This window comes from Streptomyces sp. (assembly GCF_031181555.1).
Taxonomy (GTDB): Bacteria; Actinomycetota; Actinomycetes; order Streptomycetales; family Streptomycetaceae; genus Streptomyces; species Streptomyces fimbriatus.
Map to the genome: position 1 here is coordinate 19,550 of NZ_JAPSKQ010000003.1, position 16,288 is coordinate 35,837.

12 protein-coding genes and 4 pseudogenes are annotated in these 16,288 nt (G+C 73.1%); 9 read left to right on the top strand and 7 right to left on the bottom strand.

The annotated features are described in order from the left end of the window. Positions 1-22 precede the first annotated feature (22 nt). Together RIM90_RS01305 and RIM90_RS01310 are read right to left on the bottom strand one after the other, a co-directional pair. On the bottom strand, positions 23-1,756 hold the full coding sequence (locus tag RIM90_RS01305; protein WP_309058615.1) for a PQQ-binding-like beta-propeller repeat protein: 1,734 nt from the start codon (positions 1,754-1,756) through the stop codon (positions 23-25). A 245-nt stretch (positions 1,757-2,001) separates the two neighbouring features. Further along, positions 2,002-3,819 (bottom strand): ABC-F family ATP-binding cassette domain-containing protein, encoded by a 1,818-nt coding sequence (locus RIM90_RS01310; RefSeq protein WP_309058616.1) that lies wholly within the window; start codon positions 3,817-3,819, stop codon positions 2,002-2,004. 150 nt (positions 3,820-3,969) lie between these two features. On the opposite strand from RIM90_RS01310, the pseudogene RIM90_RS01315 reads away from it, so the two are divergent. Beyond that, a pseudogene (locus RIM90_RS01315) lies at positions 3,970-4,566 on the top strand (Uma2 family endonuclease); the annotation flags it as partial. 20 nt (positions 4,567-4,586) lie between these two features. On the opposite strand, the gene RIM90_RS01320 reads toward RIM90_RS01315, so the two are convergent. From RIM90_RS01320 to rsmI, 4 genes are all read right to left on the bottom strand, one after another. Then, positions 4,587-5,483: a 4-(cytidine 5'-diphospho)-2-C-methyl-D-erythritol kinase gene (locus tag RIM90_RS01320; protein WP_309058617.1), complete on the bottom strand. Its 897-nt coding sequence runs from the start codon at positions 5,481-5,483 to the stop codon at positions 4,587-4,589. Beyond that, complete coding sequence (gene rsmA, locus RIM90_RS01325; protein ID WP_309058618.1) at positions 5,480-6,349, bottom strand: 16S rRNA (adenine(1518)-N(6)/adenine(1519)-N(6))-dimethyltransferase RsmA; 870 nt, start codon at positions 6,347-6,349, stop codon at positions 5,480-5,482. Before rsmA ends, RIM90_RS01320 begins: the two co-directional genes overlap by 4 nt. 34 nt (positions 6,350-6,383) lie before the next feature. Further along, positions 6,384-7,274 carry a TatD family hydrolase gene (locus RIM90_RS01330; protein ID WP_309058619.1) on the bottom strand — a complete coding sequence of 297 codons (891 nt, stop codon included), beginning with the start codon at positions 7,272-7,274 and terminating at the stop codon, positions 6,384-6,386. Positions 7,275-7,457: 183 nt separating this feature from the next. Next, a complete protein-coding gene (rsmI, locus tag RIM90_RS01335) occupies positions 7,458-8,306 on the bottom strand; it encodes a 16S rRNA (cytidine(1402)-2'-O)-methyltransferase (RefSeq protein ID WP_309058620.1) in 849 nt (282 codons plus the stop codon). Between the two features lie 91 nt (positions 8,307-8,397). Between rsmI and RIM90_RS01340 the strand changes: the two genes are divergently transcribed. The 3 genes from RIM90_RS01340 to RIM90_RS01350 all read left to right on the top strand — a co-directional run bounded on the left by RIM90_RS01340 (position 8,398) and on the right by RIM90_RS01350 (position 13,807). Further along, entirely contained in the window at positions 8,398-10,143 is a 1,746-nt protein-coding gene (locus tag RIM90_RS01340; protein ID WP_309058621.1) for a phospholipid carrier-dependent glycosyltransferase, read from the top strand. A gap of 181 nt (positions 10,144-10,324) precedes the next feature. Next, positions 10,325-11,956: a penicillin-binding transpeptidase domain-containing protein gene (locus tag RIM90_RS01345; RefSeq protein ID WP_309058622.1), complete on the top strand. Its 1,632-nt coding sequence runs from the start codon at positions 10,325-10,327 to the stop codon at positions 11,954-11,956. A 177-nt stretch (positions 11,957-12,133) separates the two neighbouring features. Continuing rightward, entirely contained in the window at positions 12,134-13,807 is a 1,674-nt protein-coding gene (locus tag RIM90_RS01350; RefSeq protein WP_309058623.1) for a penicillin-binding transpeptidase domain-containing protein, read from the top strand. 10 nt (positions 13,808-13,817) lie between these two features. On the opposite strand, the gene RIM90_RS01355 is transcribed toward RIM90_RS01350, so the two are convergent. Next, positions 13,818-14,174, bottom strand: a complete 357-nt coding sequence (locus RIM90_RS01355) for an SsgA family sporulation/cell division regulator (RefSeq protein WP_309058624.1) — start codon at positions 14,172-14,174, stop codon at positions 13,818-13,820. Between the two features lie 48 nt (positions 14,175-14,222). Between RIM90_RS01355 and RIM90_RS31500 the strand changes: the two are divergent. The 5 genes and pseudogenes from RIM90_RS31500 to RIM90_RS01380 all read left to right on the top strand — a co-directional run. Next, a pseudogene (locus RIM90_RS31500) lies at positions 14,223-14,546 on the top strand (PDGLE domain-containing protein); the annotation flags it as partial. A gap of 19 nt (positions 14,547-14,565) precedes the next feature. Then, positions 14,566-15,003, top strand: a pseudogene (locus RIM90_RS01365) (CbiQ family ECF transporter T component); the annotation flags it as partial. Then, a pseudogene (locus RIM90_RS01370) lies at positions 14,996-15,238 on the top strand (cobalt ABC transporter ATP-binding protein); the annotation flags it as partial. The pseudogenes RIM90_RS01365 and RIM90_RS01370, both read left to right, overlap by 8 nt. Before the next feature lie 10 nt (positions 15,239-15,248). Continuing rightward, positions 15,249-15,710: a MarR family transcriptional regulator gene (locus tag RIM90_RS01375; protein ID WP_309058625.1), complete on the top strand. Its 462-nt coding sequence runs from the start codon at positions 15,249-15,251 to the stop codon at positions 15,708-15,710. Between the two features lie 105 nt (positions 15,711-15,815). Beyond that, a complete protein-coding gene (locus tag RIM90_RS01380) occupies positions 15,816-16,268 on the top strand; it encodes an organic hydroperoxide resistance protein (RefSeq protein WP_309058626.1) in 453 nt (150 codons plus the stop codon). Positions 16,269-16,288: the final 20 nt, after the last annotated feature.

Genomic DNA, 16,288 nt, shown 5'->3' on the forward strand with positions numbered 1-16,288 from the left:
CGCCTCGCGGTCGTCACGCGCCTCACTTGCCGTAGGCGAGCATCAACTTCTCCTTCGCCTCGTCATTGCCGGTCAGCCGGGTGGTCGAGAGGTAGAAACGTCCGTCGACCCAGTCGACCGACCTGCTGTAGAAGCTGTTCTCGATCTCCGCGATGCTCTGCGGGTTCCGCATCAGCTCCACCGGCTTGTGGTCGCTGCCGGTGGTCGGGACGGCCACGATCCGGCCGCCCGAGTCGTAGGAGGGCCTCACATAGGCGATGAGCTTGCCGCCCTCGACCTTCATGGGCAGCATCGACGCCTCCACCGGGGACTCGACCCGCCACTTCTCCTTGCCGTTGGCGAGGTCGATCGCGACGATCTCGTTGGCCCCGGTGGTCGCCTTGGTGGGCAGGTACAGGGTGTCGGCGTCGACGGCGACGCCCTCGCAGCCCTGGAGGTCACGCGAGAGGATGCCCCAGCCGCACTCGGGGGCGAAGTCCTCGTCGAAGCCGACCTGGGACCGGAACTTGCCGCCGGAGGTGAAGGTGGAGATGTTCCAGGCCTTCTTGTCCTCGTTGGTGCTGTAGATGACCACCGGGTCGAGGGAGTAGGCGTTCGCGACGCGCCAGCCCTTGTCGAACTTCTGGGTCCACTTCACCTTGCCGGTCTTCGGGTCGAGCTCGCGGAGCTCGTCGTGCTCGTTGTCGCCGCCGGCGCCGCAGGAGGCGACCTGGAGCAGTCGCTCGCCGCCGGCGAACCCGCCGGGGAAGCACGAGTCGCCGTACTTCTTGGCGTCGAAGAGCTTCTTGCCGCTCGTCACGTCGTACGCCGTGCCGGACATCGAGCGGCCCACCATCAGCGTGTTGCCGGTGAGGGACAGCTCGATGGAGATCGCGGAGTCGAACAGCTCGCCGTCGGCGACCTCCTCGGTCCAGCCCTTCTCGCCGGTGTTGAGGTCGACGAGCTGGAGCCGGTTGCACTTGGCGCGGTCGCTGTCGCCGCTCATGTGGGCGACGACGATCTTGTCGTCGGCCGTCTTCTCCGGGGTGACCGCGCAGATCTTGTGCGGGAAGAGGATCGGCTCCCAGGTGGGCTTGCCGTCGGCGACGTCGTACGCGGACAGCTGCTTGTAGGCCGCCTTCACCGCCGTCTTGTCGGTGATCCACATGCCGGGGGCGTCGGCGCCGGAACCGGGCGCGTCGGGCGCCTCCTTGTACCAGAGCACCTTGGACTCGCCGGCCTGGCGGCCCTCGTTGAGGTCCTCCGGGTCCGTGCCGCCGTCACCGCTGCCGTCGCCGGGGTTGACCGGGGCGCCGGAGGCGCCGGGCTCGGGGTCGTCGCTCTTCCCGGCGACCGGCTTCTTGTCCTTCTTGCCGTCGTCGCCGCCGGAGACCGCCCACACGGTGCCGCCGACGACCAGCAGCGCCGCCACCGCGGCGCCGATGACGACGGCCGGCTTGCCCTTGAAGGGGTTGCGGGAGCCGGATCCGGGGGGCGGCGTGCCGGGCGCCCCGGGGAACTGCGGCTGCGGCGGGTAGCCGTAACCGGGCTGCCCGTACGGGCCCGGCTGCTGCGGCTGCCCGTAGGGGCCGGAGGCGTACGGCCCGGAGTTGTACGGCCCCGGCTGCTGCGGATAGCCGTACCCGGGCTGCGGGGCGCCGGACGGCGGGCCCTGCGGAGGCGGCGGCTGCTGCGGGGCCCCGAAGCCACCGCCCGGCGGCGGATCCTGCGGCGCTCCGAAGCCGCCTTGAGGCGGCTGGTTGGGCGGCTGAGTCATCAGCGCGTTCCCCCTTACTCACTGATTTTTAGCCACGCCCTGAGGCACGTGATGGACCCAGAGTCGTATTCAGACGGTTCTCGGTCGGCCCTTTCTATCACCCGGCACCGACGGCCCACCGGGCCGCGTCCGCCCCTGTTCCCAAGGGAGGACCGGCCCGTGATGTGCCCGTTACGTGCCTTCACGCGCTCTTCACGCGCCGCGCGCCCCCCGTGCGCAGGCGCGCGGACGGGTCCGCGCGCGGGTCAGGCGTCCTCCGCCAGTTCCAGCCAGCGCAGCTCCAGTTCCTCCCGCCGGCCGGCCAGTTCCCGCAGTTCGGCGTCGAGTTCGGCGACCTTCGCGAAGTCGGTGGCGTGCTCGGCGATGGCGGCGTGCAGCTTGGCCTCCTGCTCCGAGACCTTGTCCAGCTGCCGCTCGATCTTCTGCAGTTCCTTCTTGGCGGCGCGCAGGTCGGCGGCGCTCTTCTCGGGGGCGGCCTGCTCGGTGCGGGCGGCGGCGGGTGCCGGGACCGGGGCCGCGGCGGCCTCCTCCATCCGCTTGCGGCGCTCCAGGTACTCGTCGATGCCGCGCGGCAGCATCCGCAGGGTGCCGTCGCCGAGGAGGGCGAACACCCGGTCGGTGGTGCGCTCGATGAAGAACCGGTCGTGGGAGATGACGATCATCGAGCCGGGCCAGCCGTCGAGGAGGTCCTCGAGCTGGGTGAGGGTCTCGATGTCGAGGTCGTTGGTGGGCTCGTCGAGGAAGAGGACGTTGGGCTCGTCCATGAGCAGGCGCAGCAGCTGGAGCCTGCGCCGCTCACCGCCGGACAGGTCGCCGACCGGCGTCCACTGCTTCTCCTTGCTGAACCCGAACGTCTCGCACAGCTGCCCGGCGGTCATCTCGCGCCCCTTGCCGAGGTCGACGCGCTCGCGCACCTGCTGCACGGCCTGGAGCACCCGCCAGGTGGGGTCGAGTTCGGCGACCTCCTGGGAGAGGTAGGCGAGCTTGACCGTCTTGCCGACGCGGATCCGCCCGCCCGCGGGCTGTGCCTCGCCCTCGGTGCGGGCGGCCTCGGCGAGTGCCCGCAGCAGGGACGTCTTGCCGGCGCCGTTGACGCCGACCAGGCCGATGCGGTCGCCGGGGCCGAGCTGCCAGGTGACGTGCTTGAGCAGCACCTTCGGGCCGGCCTGGACGGTGACGTCCTCGAGGTCGAACACCGTCTTGCCGAGCCGCGAGGAGGCGAACTTCATCAGCTCGCTGCTGTCGCGGGGCGGCGGGACGTCCTTGATGAGCTCGTTGGCGGCCTCGACGCGGAAGCGCGGCTTGGACGTCCGCGCGGGCGCCCCGCGGCGCAGCCAGGCCAGCTCCTTGCGGACCAGGTTCTGCCGCTTGGCCTCCTCGGTGGCGGCGATGCGTTCGCGCTCCGCGCGGGCGAAGACGTAGTCGGAGTAGCCGCCCTCGTACTCGAAGACGTCGCCGCGCTGCACGTCCCACATGCGGGTGCAGACCTGGTCGAGGAACCACCGGTCGTGGGTGACGCAGACGAGCGCGGACCGGCGGGCCCGCAGGTGCTGGGCGAGCCAGGCGATGCCCTCGACGTCGAGGTGGTTGGTCGGCTCGTCGAGGACGATCAGGTCCTGCTCCTCGATGAGCAGCTTGGCGAGCGCGATCCGGCGCCGCTCGCCGCCGGACAGCGGCCCGATGACGGTGTCGAGGCCCTTGGGGAACCCGGGCAGGTCCAGCCCGCCGAACAGCCCGGTCAGTACGTCCCGGACCTTGGCGTTCCCGGCCCACTCGTGGTCGGCCATGTCCCCGATGACCTCGTGCCGGACGGTGGCCTCGGGGTCGAGCGAGTCGTGCTGGGTGAGCACCCCGAGCCGCAGCCCGCCGGAGTGGGTGACCCGCCCGGTGTCGGCCTCCTCCAGCCGGGCCAGCATCCGGATGAGGGTGGTCTTGCCGTCGCCGTTGCGGCCGACGACACCGATGCGGTCGCCCTCGGAGACGCCGAGGGACACGCCGTCGAGGAGGGCACGGGTGCCGTACACCTTGCTGACGTTCTCGACATTGACCAGGTTGACGGCCATTTCTCTCCTGCCCGGGGGATCGATCAGCTTTCAAGCGTAGGGCCTCCCGGCCGGCGGTCGACACGCCCGGAGATCGTCACTCATTGTGACGGCGTGATCGGGAACGGGAACGGGCGGCTGCCGTGGAGGGCAGGCAGCAGGATCCCGCCCATGGGAGGAACCACGACCGCCGAGTCCGTCGAGCACCGACGCCCCTGGCCGGTGCCGCCCCCGGACGGCTACACCGTGGACGACCTGTTCGCACTGCCTGGTCTCCCGCCGCACACCGAGCTGATCGACGGGAGTCCCGTCACCGTGAGTCCGCAGCGCAATCTCCACGCAGACGTGATCGGCCTGCTGGTCGGTGGCCTGCGGCGCAGTGTGCCGAAGAAGTACGGGGTGGGACGGGAGATGACCGTCGTCCTGGACCGGCGCAACGGACCGGAGCCCGAGGTGAGCGTCGTCTTCGCCGATGCGGTCCGCGGCCCGGACCGGACGAGCTACCGGGCTCAGGACGTGGTACCGGCCATCGAGGTCGTGTCCCCGGACGCGGAGTCCCGTGACCGTACGGCCGAGCCGTACGAGTACGGCACCGCCGGCCTCCCTCGTTTCCGGCGGGCCGAGCGGGACGGAACCGACCGCAGGCCGCTCGTCCACGTGGACGAGCCGGACCCGCTCACCCGCTCGTACGTGCACATGGGCATGCACCGCGATCGGATCGAGGTCGACAAGCCCTGCACGATCGACATCGACCTCGCCGCCGTCGACGAGCTCTGCCCCGGAGCCCCTCAGACGACCGTCGCCCCCGGCACCGGCCCCGCCGCCGTGCGCACCGTGCGGCAGGTCCCGGAGACCCGCAGGGCGTCGGCGATCGCGTCCGCCGCCTCCGCGTCCCGGGCGAGGAACGCCGTGGTCGGCCCCGAGCCCGAGACCAGCGGGGCCAGCGCCCCCGCCGCGCGTCCCGCCGCGAGGGTGTCGGCGAGCTCCGGGAACAGCGACAGCGCCGCGGGCTGGAGGTCGTTGGAGACGGCGGCGGCGAGCGCGTCGGGGTCGCCCTTGGCCAGGGCGTCGAGCAGTTCCTGCGAGGCCACCGGCTCGGGAATCTCCCGCCCCTCCGCCAGCCGGTCGAACTCGCGGAAGACCGCCGGGGTGGACAGCCCGCGGCCGGCCATCGCGAACACCCAGTGGAAGGTGCCGCCCACCTCCAGCTCCGTCAGCTTCTCACCGCGCCCGGTGCCCAGTGCCGCACCTCCCACCAGGCTGAACGGCACGTCGCTGCCCAGCTCGGCGCAGATGTCGAGCAGTTCCTCCCGCGAGGCGCCCGTCCCCCACAGCGCGTCGCAGGCCAGCAGCGCGCCCGCACCGTCGGCGCTGCCGCCCGCCATGCCGCCGGCGACGGGGATGTCCTTGGCGATGTGGAGGTGCACGTCGGCGTCGCGGCCGTACCGCTCGGCGAGCGCGAGGGCGGCGCGCGCCGCGAGGTTCGTGCGGTCCAGGGGGACCTGGCCGGCGTCCGGACCCGCACAGGTGATCCGGAGCCCGTCGGCGGAGGGGGTCGCGGTGACCTCGTCGTGGAGGCCGACCGCGAGGAAGACGTTGGCCAGGTCGTGGAAGCCGTCGGGGCGGGCGGCGCCGACCGCGAGCTGGACGTTGACCTTGGCGGGGACGCGGACGGTGACGCTCACGCGGCGGGCTCCTTGTGTTCGGCGATGCGCGCGAACTCCTCGACGGTCAGGGACTCCCCCCGGGCCTGCGGCGACACCCCGGCGGCGACCAGGGCGGCCTCCGCGGCGGCCGCCGAACCGGCCCAGCCGGCGAGCGCGGCCCGCAGGGTCTTGCGGCGCTGGGCGAAGGCGGCGTCGACGACGGCGAAGACCTCGCGCCGGGAGGCGGTGGTCTTCAGCGGCTCGGCCCGGCGGACCAGGGAGACCAGCCCGCTGTCGACGTTGGGCGCCGGCCAGAAGACGTTCCGCCCGATGGCGCCGGCCCGCTTGACCTCGGCGTACCAGTTGGCCTTGACCGAGGGCACGCCGTACACCTTCGAACCGGGTGCGGCGGCGAGCCGGTCGGCGACCTCCGACTGGACCATGACGAGGGTGCGCTCGATGCTCGGGAAGGTGTCGAGCATGTGCAGCAGGACGGGCACGGCCACGTTGTAGGGGAGGTTCGCGACCAGCGCGGTCGGGGCGGGGCCGGGCAGCTCGGTGACGTGCATCGCGTCGGAGTGGACCAGCGCGAACCGGTCGGCGCGCCCGGGCATGCGGGCCGCGATGGTGGCGGGCAGCGCGGCGGCCAGGACGTCGTCGATCTCGACGGCGGTGACCCGGTCGGCGACCTCCAGCAGCGCCAGTGTGAGCGAGCCGAGCCCCGGGCCGACCTCGACGACCACGTCGTCGGGGCGGACCTCGGCGGTGCGGACGATCCGGCGGACCGTGTTCGCGTCGATGACGAAGTTCTGGCCGCGCTGCTTGGTGGGCCGTACGCCGAGGGCGGCCGCCAGTTCGCGGACGTCGGCGGGGCCCAGGAGGGCGTCGGGGGTGGGGCTGGTCACGGGACAAGGGTACGGGGCGGCACGGCGGCCCAGGTCAGTAGCCGAAGGCGCGGGCCGTGTTCGCCCCGAGGGCCGTGGCGAGGGTGTCCTCGTCGACGCCCCGTACGGCGGCCATGGCGCGCACCGTGACCGGCACCAGGTACGGGGCGTTGGGCCGCCCGCGGTAGGGCGCCGGCGTCAGGAAGGGCGCGTCGGTCTCCACCAGGACCAGTTCCAGCGGGGCGACGGCGAGCGCGTCGCGCAGGTTCTGCGCGTTCTTGAAGGTGACGTTGCCGGCGAACGACATGAAGTACCCGGCGGCGGCGCAGATCTCCGCCATCTCCGCGTCCCCCGAGTAGCAGTGGAAGACGGTCCGCTCGGGGGCGCCCTCCTCCTTCAGGACGCGCAGGACGTCGGCGTGGGCGTCGCGGTCGTGGATCACCAGGGCCTTGCCGTGCCGCTTGGCGATCTCGATGTGGGCGCGGAAGGACCGCTCCTGCGCCTCCTTGCCCTCCGGTCCGGTGCGGAAGTAGTCGAGCCCGGTCTCGCCGACGCCCTTGACCTGGGGCAGCGCGGCCAGCCGGTCGATCTCGGCGAGCGCCTCGTCCAGCGCCGCGTCCCCGCCGGGCGCGCGGGCGCCCTGCCGGGACCAGCCGTCGGGGTCCCCGTGGACGATGCGCGGGGCCTCGTTGGGGTGCAGCGCGACGGTCGCGTGGACGCCGTCGTACGCGGCGGCCGTCTGCGCCGCCCAGTGCGAGCCCTTGAGGTCGCAGCCGACCTGCACGACCGTCGTCACGCCCACCGAGGCGGCCTTGGCGAGGGCGTCCTCCACCGTGCCGGACTGCATGTCGAGGTGGGTGTGCGAGTCCGCGACCGGCACCCGCAGGGGTTCCGGGAGCGGCGGGGCGGCGTTCTTGTCGGACGTGTCGGGGGCGTTCGCAGACATGTCCCCGATCCTACGGAAGGGGCGCGCCGCACCGTCCCGATCCCTTTGCCGACGGCCGGGCCGGCGCCCCGGAGGGGTGCGGGGCCGTACCGGCGGGCGGCTTCGCCGCGTGGGCGCGACCGGGCCCGCGACCGCCGGCCCGCGGCGGACCGCTCTCCCCCACGGCGGTCCCCGGAGGCCGGCCTACTCCGCGGAGCGTTTCGCCGCCACCACCGCGTCGAACACCTCCCGCTTCGGCACCCCCGCCGCCACGGCCACCGCGGCGATCGCCTCCTTGCGCCGCTCCCCGGCCTCCTCGCGCGCCCGCACCCGGCGCACCAGCTCGGCGGCGTCCACCTCCTCGGCCCCCTTCTCCGGCGCCCCTTCGACCACCACGGTGATCTCGCCGCGCACCCCCTCGGCCGCCCACGCGGCGAGCTCGGCCAGCGGGCCCCGCCTGACCTCCTCGTACGTCTTGGTCAGCTCCCGGCAGACGGCGGCCCGGCGCTCCGCCCCGAACACCTCGGCCATCGCGGCGAGGGTGTCGTCGAGGCGGTGCGGGGACTCGAAGTAGACGAGGGTGCGCCGTTCCCCGGCCACCTCCCGCAGCCGTCCCAGCCGCTCCCCGGCCTTGCGGGGCAGGAACCCCTCGAAGCAGAACCGGTCCACGGGCAGCCCGGACAGGGCGAGCGCGGTGAGCACGGCGGACGGTCCGGGCACCGCGGTGACCCTGATGTCCCGCTCGACGGCCGCCGCGACCAGCCGGTACCCGGGGTCGGAGACCGAGGGCATCCCGGCGTCCGTCACCAGCAGCACGCGCGCGCCGCCCGCCAGCTCCTCGACCAGCTCGGGCGTACGGGCGGACTCGTTGCCCTCGAAGTACGACACGACCCGCCCCCCGGGCGTGACGCCGAGCGCCTGGGCCAGCCGGCGCAGCCGCCGGGTGTCCTCGGCGGCGACGACGTCGGCGCCGGCCAGTTCCTCGGCGAGCCGGGGCGGGGCGTCGGAGACGTCGCCGATGGGGGTGCCTGCGAGTACGAGGGTTCCGGTCACACCCCCATCCTCCCAGGACCGCGGGACAGCACGGGCGGGGCATACCGCCCATGCACGGGACTCCCACAGCGCCGTTCCCTACGATGGCGCGGTGACCAGTACCGCGTCCTCCACGGACATCCGGCAGGACCAGGCGCCGCACGAGCAGCGGCCGTCGTGGCAGCAGCGGCTGCGCCGATTCGGCTATCCGGCGGCGGGGCCCGAAGGCGACGTCCGTGACCGCCTGGTACCGCCCTACACGGAACCGTCGGGGCGGCTCTGGTCCGCGCTCGGGGTGCCGCCGGTGCTCGCCGGGCGGATCACCCGCTGGTCGGCGTGGGGCGGCCCGTTGCTGGTCACGCTGCTGGCGGGGGTGCTGCGGTTCTGGAACCTGGGCAGCCCGAAGGCGGTGATATTCGACGAGACGTACTACGCCAAGGACGCGTGGGCGCTGGTCCACCGGGGCTTCGAGGTCAACTGGGAGAAGAACGCCAACGACCTGATCCTCTCCACGGGCGGGAACGTCCCCATCCCGACGGACGCGGCGTACGTCGTGCACCCGCCGGTCGGCAAGTACGTCATCGGGCTGGGCGAGCTGATGTTCGGGTTCACCCCGTTCGGCTGGCGGTTCATGACGGCGCTGCTGGGCACGCTGTCGGTCCTGCTGCTGTGCCGCATCGGCCGGCGCCTGTTCCGCTCCACGTTCCTCGGCTGCCTCGCGGGCGCGCTGATGGCGGTGGACGGGCTGCACTTCGTGATGAGCCGGACCTCGCTGCTCGACGGCGTGCTGATGTTCTTCGTGCTCGCGGCCTTCGGCTGCCTGCTGGTCGACCGGGACCGGGCGCGGGAGAAACTCGCCGCCGCGCTGCCCGTGGACCCGTCCGGCCGGGCCCGGCCGGACGCGCACGTCGCGGAGAACACCCGGATCGGCTTCCGTCCCTGGCGGCTGGCGGCGGGCCTGATGCTGGGCCTGGCGATCGGCACCAAGTGGAACGGCCTGTACATCATGGCCGCGTTCTGTGTGATGGCGGTGCTCTGGGACGTCGGCTCCCGCCGGGTCGCCGGCGCGCGGCGGCCCCGGCTGGCGGTGCTGAAGCGCGACCTGGGCTGGGCGTTCCTGTGCACCGTGCCGGTGGCGGTGTTCACCTACTTCGCCTCGTGGATCGGCTGGATCCTCTCCCCGGCCGACGGCACCGGCGGCTACTACCGCGACTGGGCGGCCGAGGACGGCAGGGACAGCAGCTGGTCCTGGCTCTTCCCCGACTGGTGGCGCAGCCTGTGGCACTACGAGACCCAGGTCTACGACTTCCACGTCGGCCTGTCCTCGCCGCACACCTACCAGTCCAACCCGTGGAGCTGGATCGTCACCGGCCGCCCGGTCTCCTACTTCTACGAGTCCCCGGCCCCCGGCACGGACGGCTGCCCCGCCGACGCGGGCGAGAAGTGCGCCCGCGAGGTCCTGGCCCTCGGCACCCCCCTGCTGTGGTGGGTGGCCTGCTTCGCCCTCCTCTACGTCCTGTGGCGCTGGTTCTTCCGCCGCGACTGGCGCGCGGGCGCCGTCGCCTGCGGCATCGCGGCCGGCTACGCCCCGTGGTTCCTGTACCAGGAGCGCACGATCTTCTTCTTCTACGCCATCGTCTTCCTGCCCTTCCTGTGCCTGGCGGTGGCGATGCTCCTGGGCGCGGTCGTCGGCCCGCCCCGCTCCACCGACACCCGCCGGGTCGCGGGCGCGACGGCGGCCGGCGTCCTGACCCTGCTGATCGCCTGGAACTTCATCTACTTCTGGCCGATCTACACGGGCACCGCGATCCCGATCGACGACTGGCGGGCGCGGATGTGGCTGGACACGTGGGTCTAGGCAGGATGTCCCGCCTGCCGGCACCCCGGTTCGAGCCCCTCCGCCCCTCGCGGGGATCTCTGTTCGGCCACCAAACGGAAACAGACGCCCCGGCCGCCGCTCACTGCGCCTAGGGTGCTCACCGTCGGGCTTTCTGAACACGTTCAGAAAGACGTGGGGTCCGGCGGGGAGGGAGGGCCTCATGGGCAAGGGGGTCAAGGCCGCCGTCATCGGCGGGGTGTTCGCGGTGATGGTGGGCGGGGCCGGGTACGGCGCCTACAACCTCGTGTCGGCGGTCGGCGGCGACGGGGGGAGCGGCGCCGGTGCGTCGGCGCCGAAGTCCGGGCCGCCGGACGAGGAGGAGGTCGCGGAGACGACCGGGAAGTTCTTCGCGGCCTGGGAGGAGGGGCGGGCGGCCGAGGCGGCGTCGTACACGGACAACGCGCAGGACGCCGGGGCGCTGCTGACGGCGTACGGCGACGAGGCGCACATCGGCGACGTGCGGATCACTCCCGGGACGGCCACCGGCGCCACCGTTCCGTTCACCGTGAAGGCGACCGTCACCCACGACGGGAAGTCCGAGCCGCTGACCTACCGGAGCGAGCTGACCGTCGTGCGCGGGAAGACCACCGGGCGGGCGCTGGTCGACTGGGAGCCGTCCGTCGTCCACCCCGGGCTGAAGGACGGCGACACCCTGGTCACCGGGGAGTCCGCGCAGCCGCCCATCGAGGCCGTGGACCGCGACGGCACCGTGCTGACGAAGGAGGAGTACCCCTCCCTCGGGCCGATCCTGGACACCCTGCGCGAGAAGTACGGCGAGAAGGCGGGCGGCACCCCCGGTGTCGAGCTGGTGATCCGGCACGCGGACGAGGCCGCCGCCGACACCCCGCTGCTGACCCTCGCCGAGGGCGAGCCGGGCAGGCTGCGCACGACGCTCAGCGCCGGCGTGCAGGCCGCGGCCGAGAAGGCGGTGAAGCGGTTCGCCGAGTCGTCGGTGGTGGCGGTGAAGCCGAGCACCGGTGAGGTGCTGGCGGTGGCCAACCACCGTCAGGACGGGTTCAACGCGGCCTTCCAGGGCCGGGTCGCCCCCGGTTCCACCATGAAGATCATCACCGCGGCCATGCTCATCGACAACGGCGTGACCTCGATGAACGGTCCGGCTCCCTGCCCGCCCACGGCCGTCTGGCAGAGCCAGACCTTCAAGAACCTCACCGGCATGCAGCCGAACGAGAACGCCACCCTCGCCCACAGCTTCCTGCGCTCCTGCAACACCGCCTTCATCAAGCTCGTCGACGAGGAACCGCTCACCACCGCCTCCCTCACCCAGGAGGCCCAGGAGCGGTTCGGGCTCGGCCGGGACGACTGGAAGACCGGCATCGTCTCCTTCGACGGCAGCGTCCCCGACGTCAGCGGCCCGGACCGCGCGGCGAACGCCATCGGCCAGGGCAAGGTGCAGATGAACCCGCTGAACATGGCCTCGGTGACGGCCACCGCCATCACCGGCGCCTTCCGCCAGCCGTACCTCGTCTCCCCGGAGCTCGACGGCCGGCAGCTGGCGCAGGCCAAGGGCCTGCCCGCGAGCACCGCCGCCCAGCTGAAGCAGATGATGCGGCTCACCGCCACCCAGGGCACCGCCGCCGAGGCCATGGCCGGGCTCGGCGGCGACATCGGCGCGAAGACCGGCTCCGCGGAGGTGGACGGCAACGCCACCTCGGACAGCTGGTTCACCGGCTTCCGGGGGGACGTCGCGGCGGCGGCCATGGCACAGCAGGGCGGCCACGGCGGCGACGCGGCCGGTCCGATTGTCGCAGCCGTGCTACGAGCGGGCTCCTGAGCGCGCCGCGCGCAGGGCGGGACTTTAGGGTGGTGGCCGTCGTCGGCACACAGGGGCGCCGCCGTCGCAGCGGACTCCACCGACGCAACAAGTGCCCCGAACGTCAGGGGCACCACCAGCACCAGGAGCGCCACCAGGGCCGCGGGAGCCCGGCGAGCAGCGGAGGAACGGAACACAGTGGGCAACAGAGGGCACGTCGCCGAGCGACGGAAGACGAGACCCGCCGTGCTCGGCGGAGCGATCGCCGTGGTCGTCGGCGGTGCCGGGTTCGGCGCCTACGCGCTGTTCGGCGGCGGTGCCGCCGCCGAGGACGGGACCCGCACCGCCTCCGCCCAGCAGGCCGAGGAGGTCAGGACCGGCCCGCTGTCCGCCACCGAGGTCACCGCCACGGCCGAGCGCTTCCTCGCCGCCTGGCAGTCCGGGAAGGTGAGCGAGGCCGCCGCCGTCACCGACGACCCGAAGGCCGCCACCGCCCTGCTCACCGGCTACGCCAAGGACGCCCGCGTCAAGGACGTCACCCTCACCGCCGGCCCCCGCACCGGCGACAAGGTCCCCTTCTCCGTGAAGGGCACGGTGTCGTACAAGGGGCTCGGCAAGCCGCTGGCGTACGACAGCGCGCTGACCGTCGTGCGCCGCGCCGGGGACGGCGCGCCGCGGGTCGACTGGCGGCCCTCCGTCGTGCACCCCGACCTCAAGGACGGCGACAGGCTGGTCACCGGGGAGGCGGGCACACCGCCGGTCAAGGCGCTGGACCGGAACGGCGGCGAACTGACCACCGCGAAGTACCCGTCCCTGGGGACGGTGCTGGACGGTCTGCGCGAGAAGTACGGCGAGAAGGCGGGCGGCGAGGCGGGCGTCGAGCTGCGGGTGGTGCGCGGCAAGGCGTCCGAGAAGGCGAAGCTGTCCGACAAGACGCTGCTGGAGCTGAGCGAGGGCACCCCCGGCACGGTGAAGACCACGCTGGACCCGTCCCTGCAGGCCGCCGCCGAGGCGCAGGTGGCCAGGAAGGCCCGGGCGTCGGTGGTGGCGCTGCGCGCGTCGACCGGCGAGATCCTGGCGGTGGCGAACTCCTCGCACGGTTTCAACACGGCGTTCCAGGGCTCGCTCGCCCCGGGTTCCACCATGAAGGTGGTCACCGCCTCGATGCTGCTCGAGAAGGGCCTCGCCGCCATGGACGAGAAGCACCCGTGCCCGAAGTACTTCAGCTACGGCGGCTGGAAGTTCCAGAACCTCGACAAGTTCCAGATCAAGGACGGCACCTTCAAGGCGAGCTTCGCCCGCTCCTGCAACACGGCCTTCATCAGCCAGGCGCCCGAGCTGGAGGACGACGACCTGACCGAGCAGGCCCAGCAGGTCTTCGGGCTGGGAAGGAACGACTGGCAGGTCGGCGTGCCGACCTTCGACGGCGCGGTGCCGGTGCAGTCGAAGGCCCCGATGGCGGCCTCGCTCATCGGCCAGGGCGGGGTGCGGATGAACCCGCTGAACATGGCGTCGGTGTCGGCGACGGTCAGGGCGGGCGTCTTCCACCAGCCGTACCTGGTCTCGCCCGAGGTGGACGGGCGCAAGCTGGCCACGGCCTCGCGCACCCTGTCCGCCGACGCGCTGGCGCAGCTGCGGGAGCTGATGGCGTACACCGCGACCGCCGGCACGGCGGCGGAGGCGATGGCCGGGGTGAGCGGTGAGATCGGCGCCAAGACCGGGTCGGCCGAGGTCGACGGGCAGAAGAAGCCCAACGGCTGGTTCACCGCGTACCGCGGGGACCTGGCGGCCGCGGGCGTGGTCCAGGAGGGCGGTCACGGCGGCTCGACGGCCGGGCCGCTGGTGGCGGCGCTGCTGAAGAGCGGCGGCTGAGCCGAGGGGGTCAGTGCGGGACCGGTTCGGCGGCGGCGACGTGCGTCCGCCGCAGGAACCGGGCCAGGGTCTTGGTCTCGAACTGCACCATGGACACTCCCTGCGCGGAGTGGAACTCGACCACGACCTGCACCCTGCCGCACGGCCACACGCGCACCTCGCCGCTTCCCGCCGGGGTGCGCAGGCCCCGCTCCAGCAGTTCCCGCTCGACGGCCCACTCGCGCGCGCCGGCGCCCGGCGTCCCCACGCGGACGAGGCGGGGGTCCTGCTCGGGGTCGTATCGCAGCACCACGGACACGGCCCCTCGGTCCTCTTCCAGGACCTCCGTGACGATGTGTGCTCGCGCGTACTGCTCGATTACGGACATCGGTGGGCCCCTTACGCTGCGCGGTCGGCATGGCACGCCGTGGAAGCCGTGTACCCGCCCCCCGTCCCATGGTGCACGCTTTCCGGAATCCCTGCCTCCGCGCGGCGGACATCACAGGCCGGGCACGGAGGAGACAAAGACAAGGGGCTCGCTCTTGCCAGGAAGGCCGAGGAGCACGCGGCGGCCGGTTCCCCGCTCGCCGACTACGGCGTCGAGGACGTCGACGACGCCCGTCTGTCCGGCGGACTCGCGGGCGTGATCGGCGTCGGCGTCACGGTCGCCGCGGGCACCGGGGTGTTCCGGGTCGTGCGCAGGCGGCGTACCGGGGAGGGGGCCGGCGGGGAGGCCGACGCCACCTCGCCGTCGAGCACCACGGGGACGAGCGTCCGGGATGGGCGCGGGCCACGCGCACCGGCTCTGCCGGCACGGGCACTCCCCCGTGCACGCCCTGCCGCCGCACACCGAGCTCGTCGCCGTCCTCGCCTTCGCGGTGGTCGCCGTGTCCACCCCGCGCGAGGCGGTGTGGGCGTTCGCGGGGTACGCCGTGCTGCTCGGCCTCGTCGCGTACGCCGCCCGCGTCCCGGCCGGTTTCCTGCCCGAGCGGCTGCTCATCGAGGTGCCGTTCGTCGCCTTCGCGGTGCTCCTGCCGTTCGTGGCGGAGGACGAGCGGGCCGACGTCCTCGGGCTGTCCCTGAGCGTGAACGGCCTGTGGGGCGCCTGGAACGTGCTGGCCAAGGGCACCCTGGGCGTCGCCGCCTCGGTCCTGCTGGCCGCCACGACCGAACTGCGGGAGCTGCCGCTGGGCCTCCAGCGGCTGCGGCTCCCGCCGCGAACCGGCCGACATCCTGCGCTCCCTGGACGTCACCGTCCTGATGGTCACGCACGACCTGCCCTACGCCCTCGAACCGTGCCCGCGCTCGCCGATCCTGAGCGACGGAGCGATCGCGGCGGACGGCCCGACCGCCGACCTGCTCGCCGACGACGGCCTGCTGCACGCGCACCGCCTGGAGCCGCCCTACGGCTTCGGCCCGCGCTCGGTACCGGCCGCGCCCGGCCGTCCGTGACAATGAGCGCGTGACGAACGAGGAGACCGAGGGCTCACTGCTGCTCGACGAGCAGCTGTGCTTCGCGCTGTACGCCGCCCAGCGCGCGGTGACGGCCGCGTACCGGCCGCTCCTCGAGGAGCTGGGCCTGACGTACCCGCAGTACCTGGTCCTGCTGGTGCTCTGGGAGCGCGGCGAGACGACGGTCAAGGAGCTGGCGTCCGCCCTGCGTCTGGACTACGGCACGGTGTCGCCCCTGCTGAAACGGCTGGAGGGCGCGGGCCTGGTCCGCCGGGAGCGCGCGGCGCACGACGAGCGCACGGTGCTGATCGCGCCCACGGGGCCGGCCGAGGAGCTGCGCGAACGGGCGGCACGGGTGCCGGGCGCGCTGCTCGCGGCGACCGGGCTGGAGGCCGCGGAGGCCGCGCGGCTGCGCGGAGAGCTGTGGCAGCTGGCGCGGCGGGCCGAGGCCGCGGCGGAGCGGGCGCGCTGATCCGGGGTTACCCCCGGTTGCTACCCCCCGGTAACAAGGGCGTCCCGCCACCCAGTACCTTGTGCGCGTTGTACTTGTGCACCCTTGATCAGGGGAAGGCCAGCCATGACTGACGGCACCGCTGTCGCCACCGACACCCGCCCGACGAAGATCATGTACGTCGCCGAGGCCACCGCGCACGGCGGCCGGGACGGCTATGTCACCAGTCACGACGGCCGGCTCGACCTGAAGGTCGCGATGCCCCCCGAACTGGGCGGCGACGGCGACGGCACCAACCCGGAGCAGCTCTTCGCGGCCGGCTTCAGCTCCTGCTTCCACAACGCCCTGATCCTGGTCGGCAACCGGGCCGGTTACGACCTCGCCGGCTCCACGGTCGCCGCGAAGGTGGGCATCGGCCCCAACCGGCAGCGCGGCTACGGTCTCGCCGTCGCCCTGAGCGTCTCCCTCCCGGTTCTCGACGCCGACCTCGCCGCCCGGCTGGTGGACGCGGCCCACGAGGTCTGCCCCTACTCCAACGCCACGCGCGGCAACATCGACGTAACGATCGTGCTCGGCTAGCGCGGCCCAGGAATCACAGG

Excerpts from the sequence above, each read along its gene's own strand:
- RIM90_RS01345 (WP_309058622.1), top strand. The coding sequence starts at position 10,325 with ATGGGCAAGGGGGTCAAGGCCGCCGTCATCGGCGGGGTGTTCGCGGTG.
- RIM90_RS01380 (WP_309058626.1), top strand. The coding sequence starts at position 15,816 with ATGACTGACGGCACCGCTGTCGCCACCGACACCCGCCCGACGAAGATC.
- RIM90_RS01355 (WP_309058624.1), bottom strand. The coding sequence starts at position 14,174 with ATGTCCGTAATCGAGCAGTACGCGCGAGCACACATCGTCACGGAGGTC.
- RIM90_RS01310 (WP_309058616.1), bottom strand. The coding sequence starts at position 3,819 with ATGGCCGTCAACCTGGTCAATGTCGAGAACGTCAGCAAGGTGTACGGC.
- RIM90_RS01330 (WP_309058619.1), bottom strand. The coding sequence starts at position 7,274 with ATGTCTGCGAACGCCCCCGACACGTCCGACAAGAACGCCGCCCCGCCG.
- RIM90_RS01305 (WP_309058615.1), bottom strand. The coding sequence starts at position 1,756 with ATGACTCAGCCGCCCAACCAGCCGCCTCAAGGCGGCTTCGGAGCGCCG.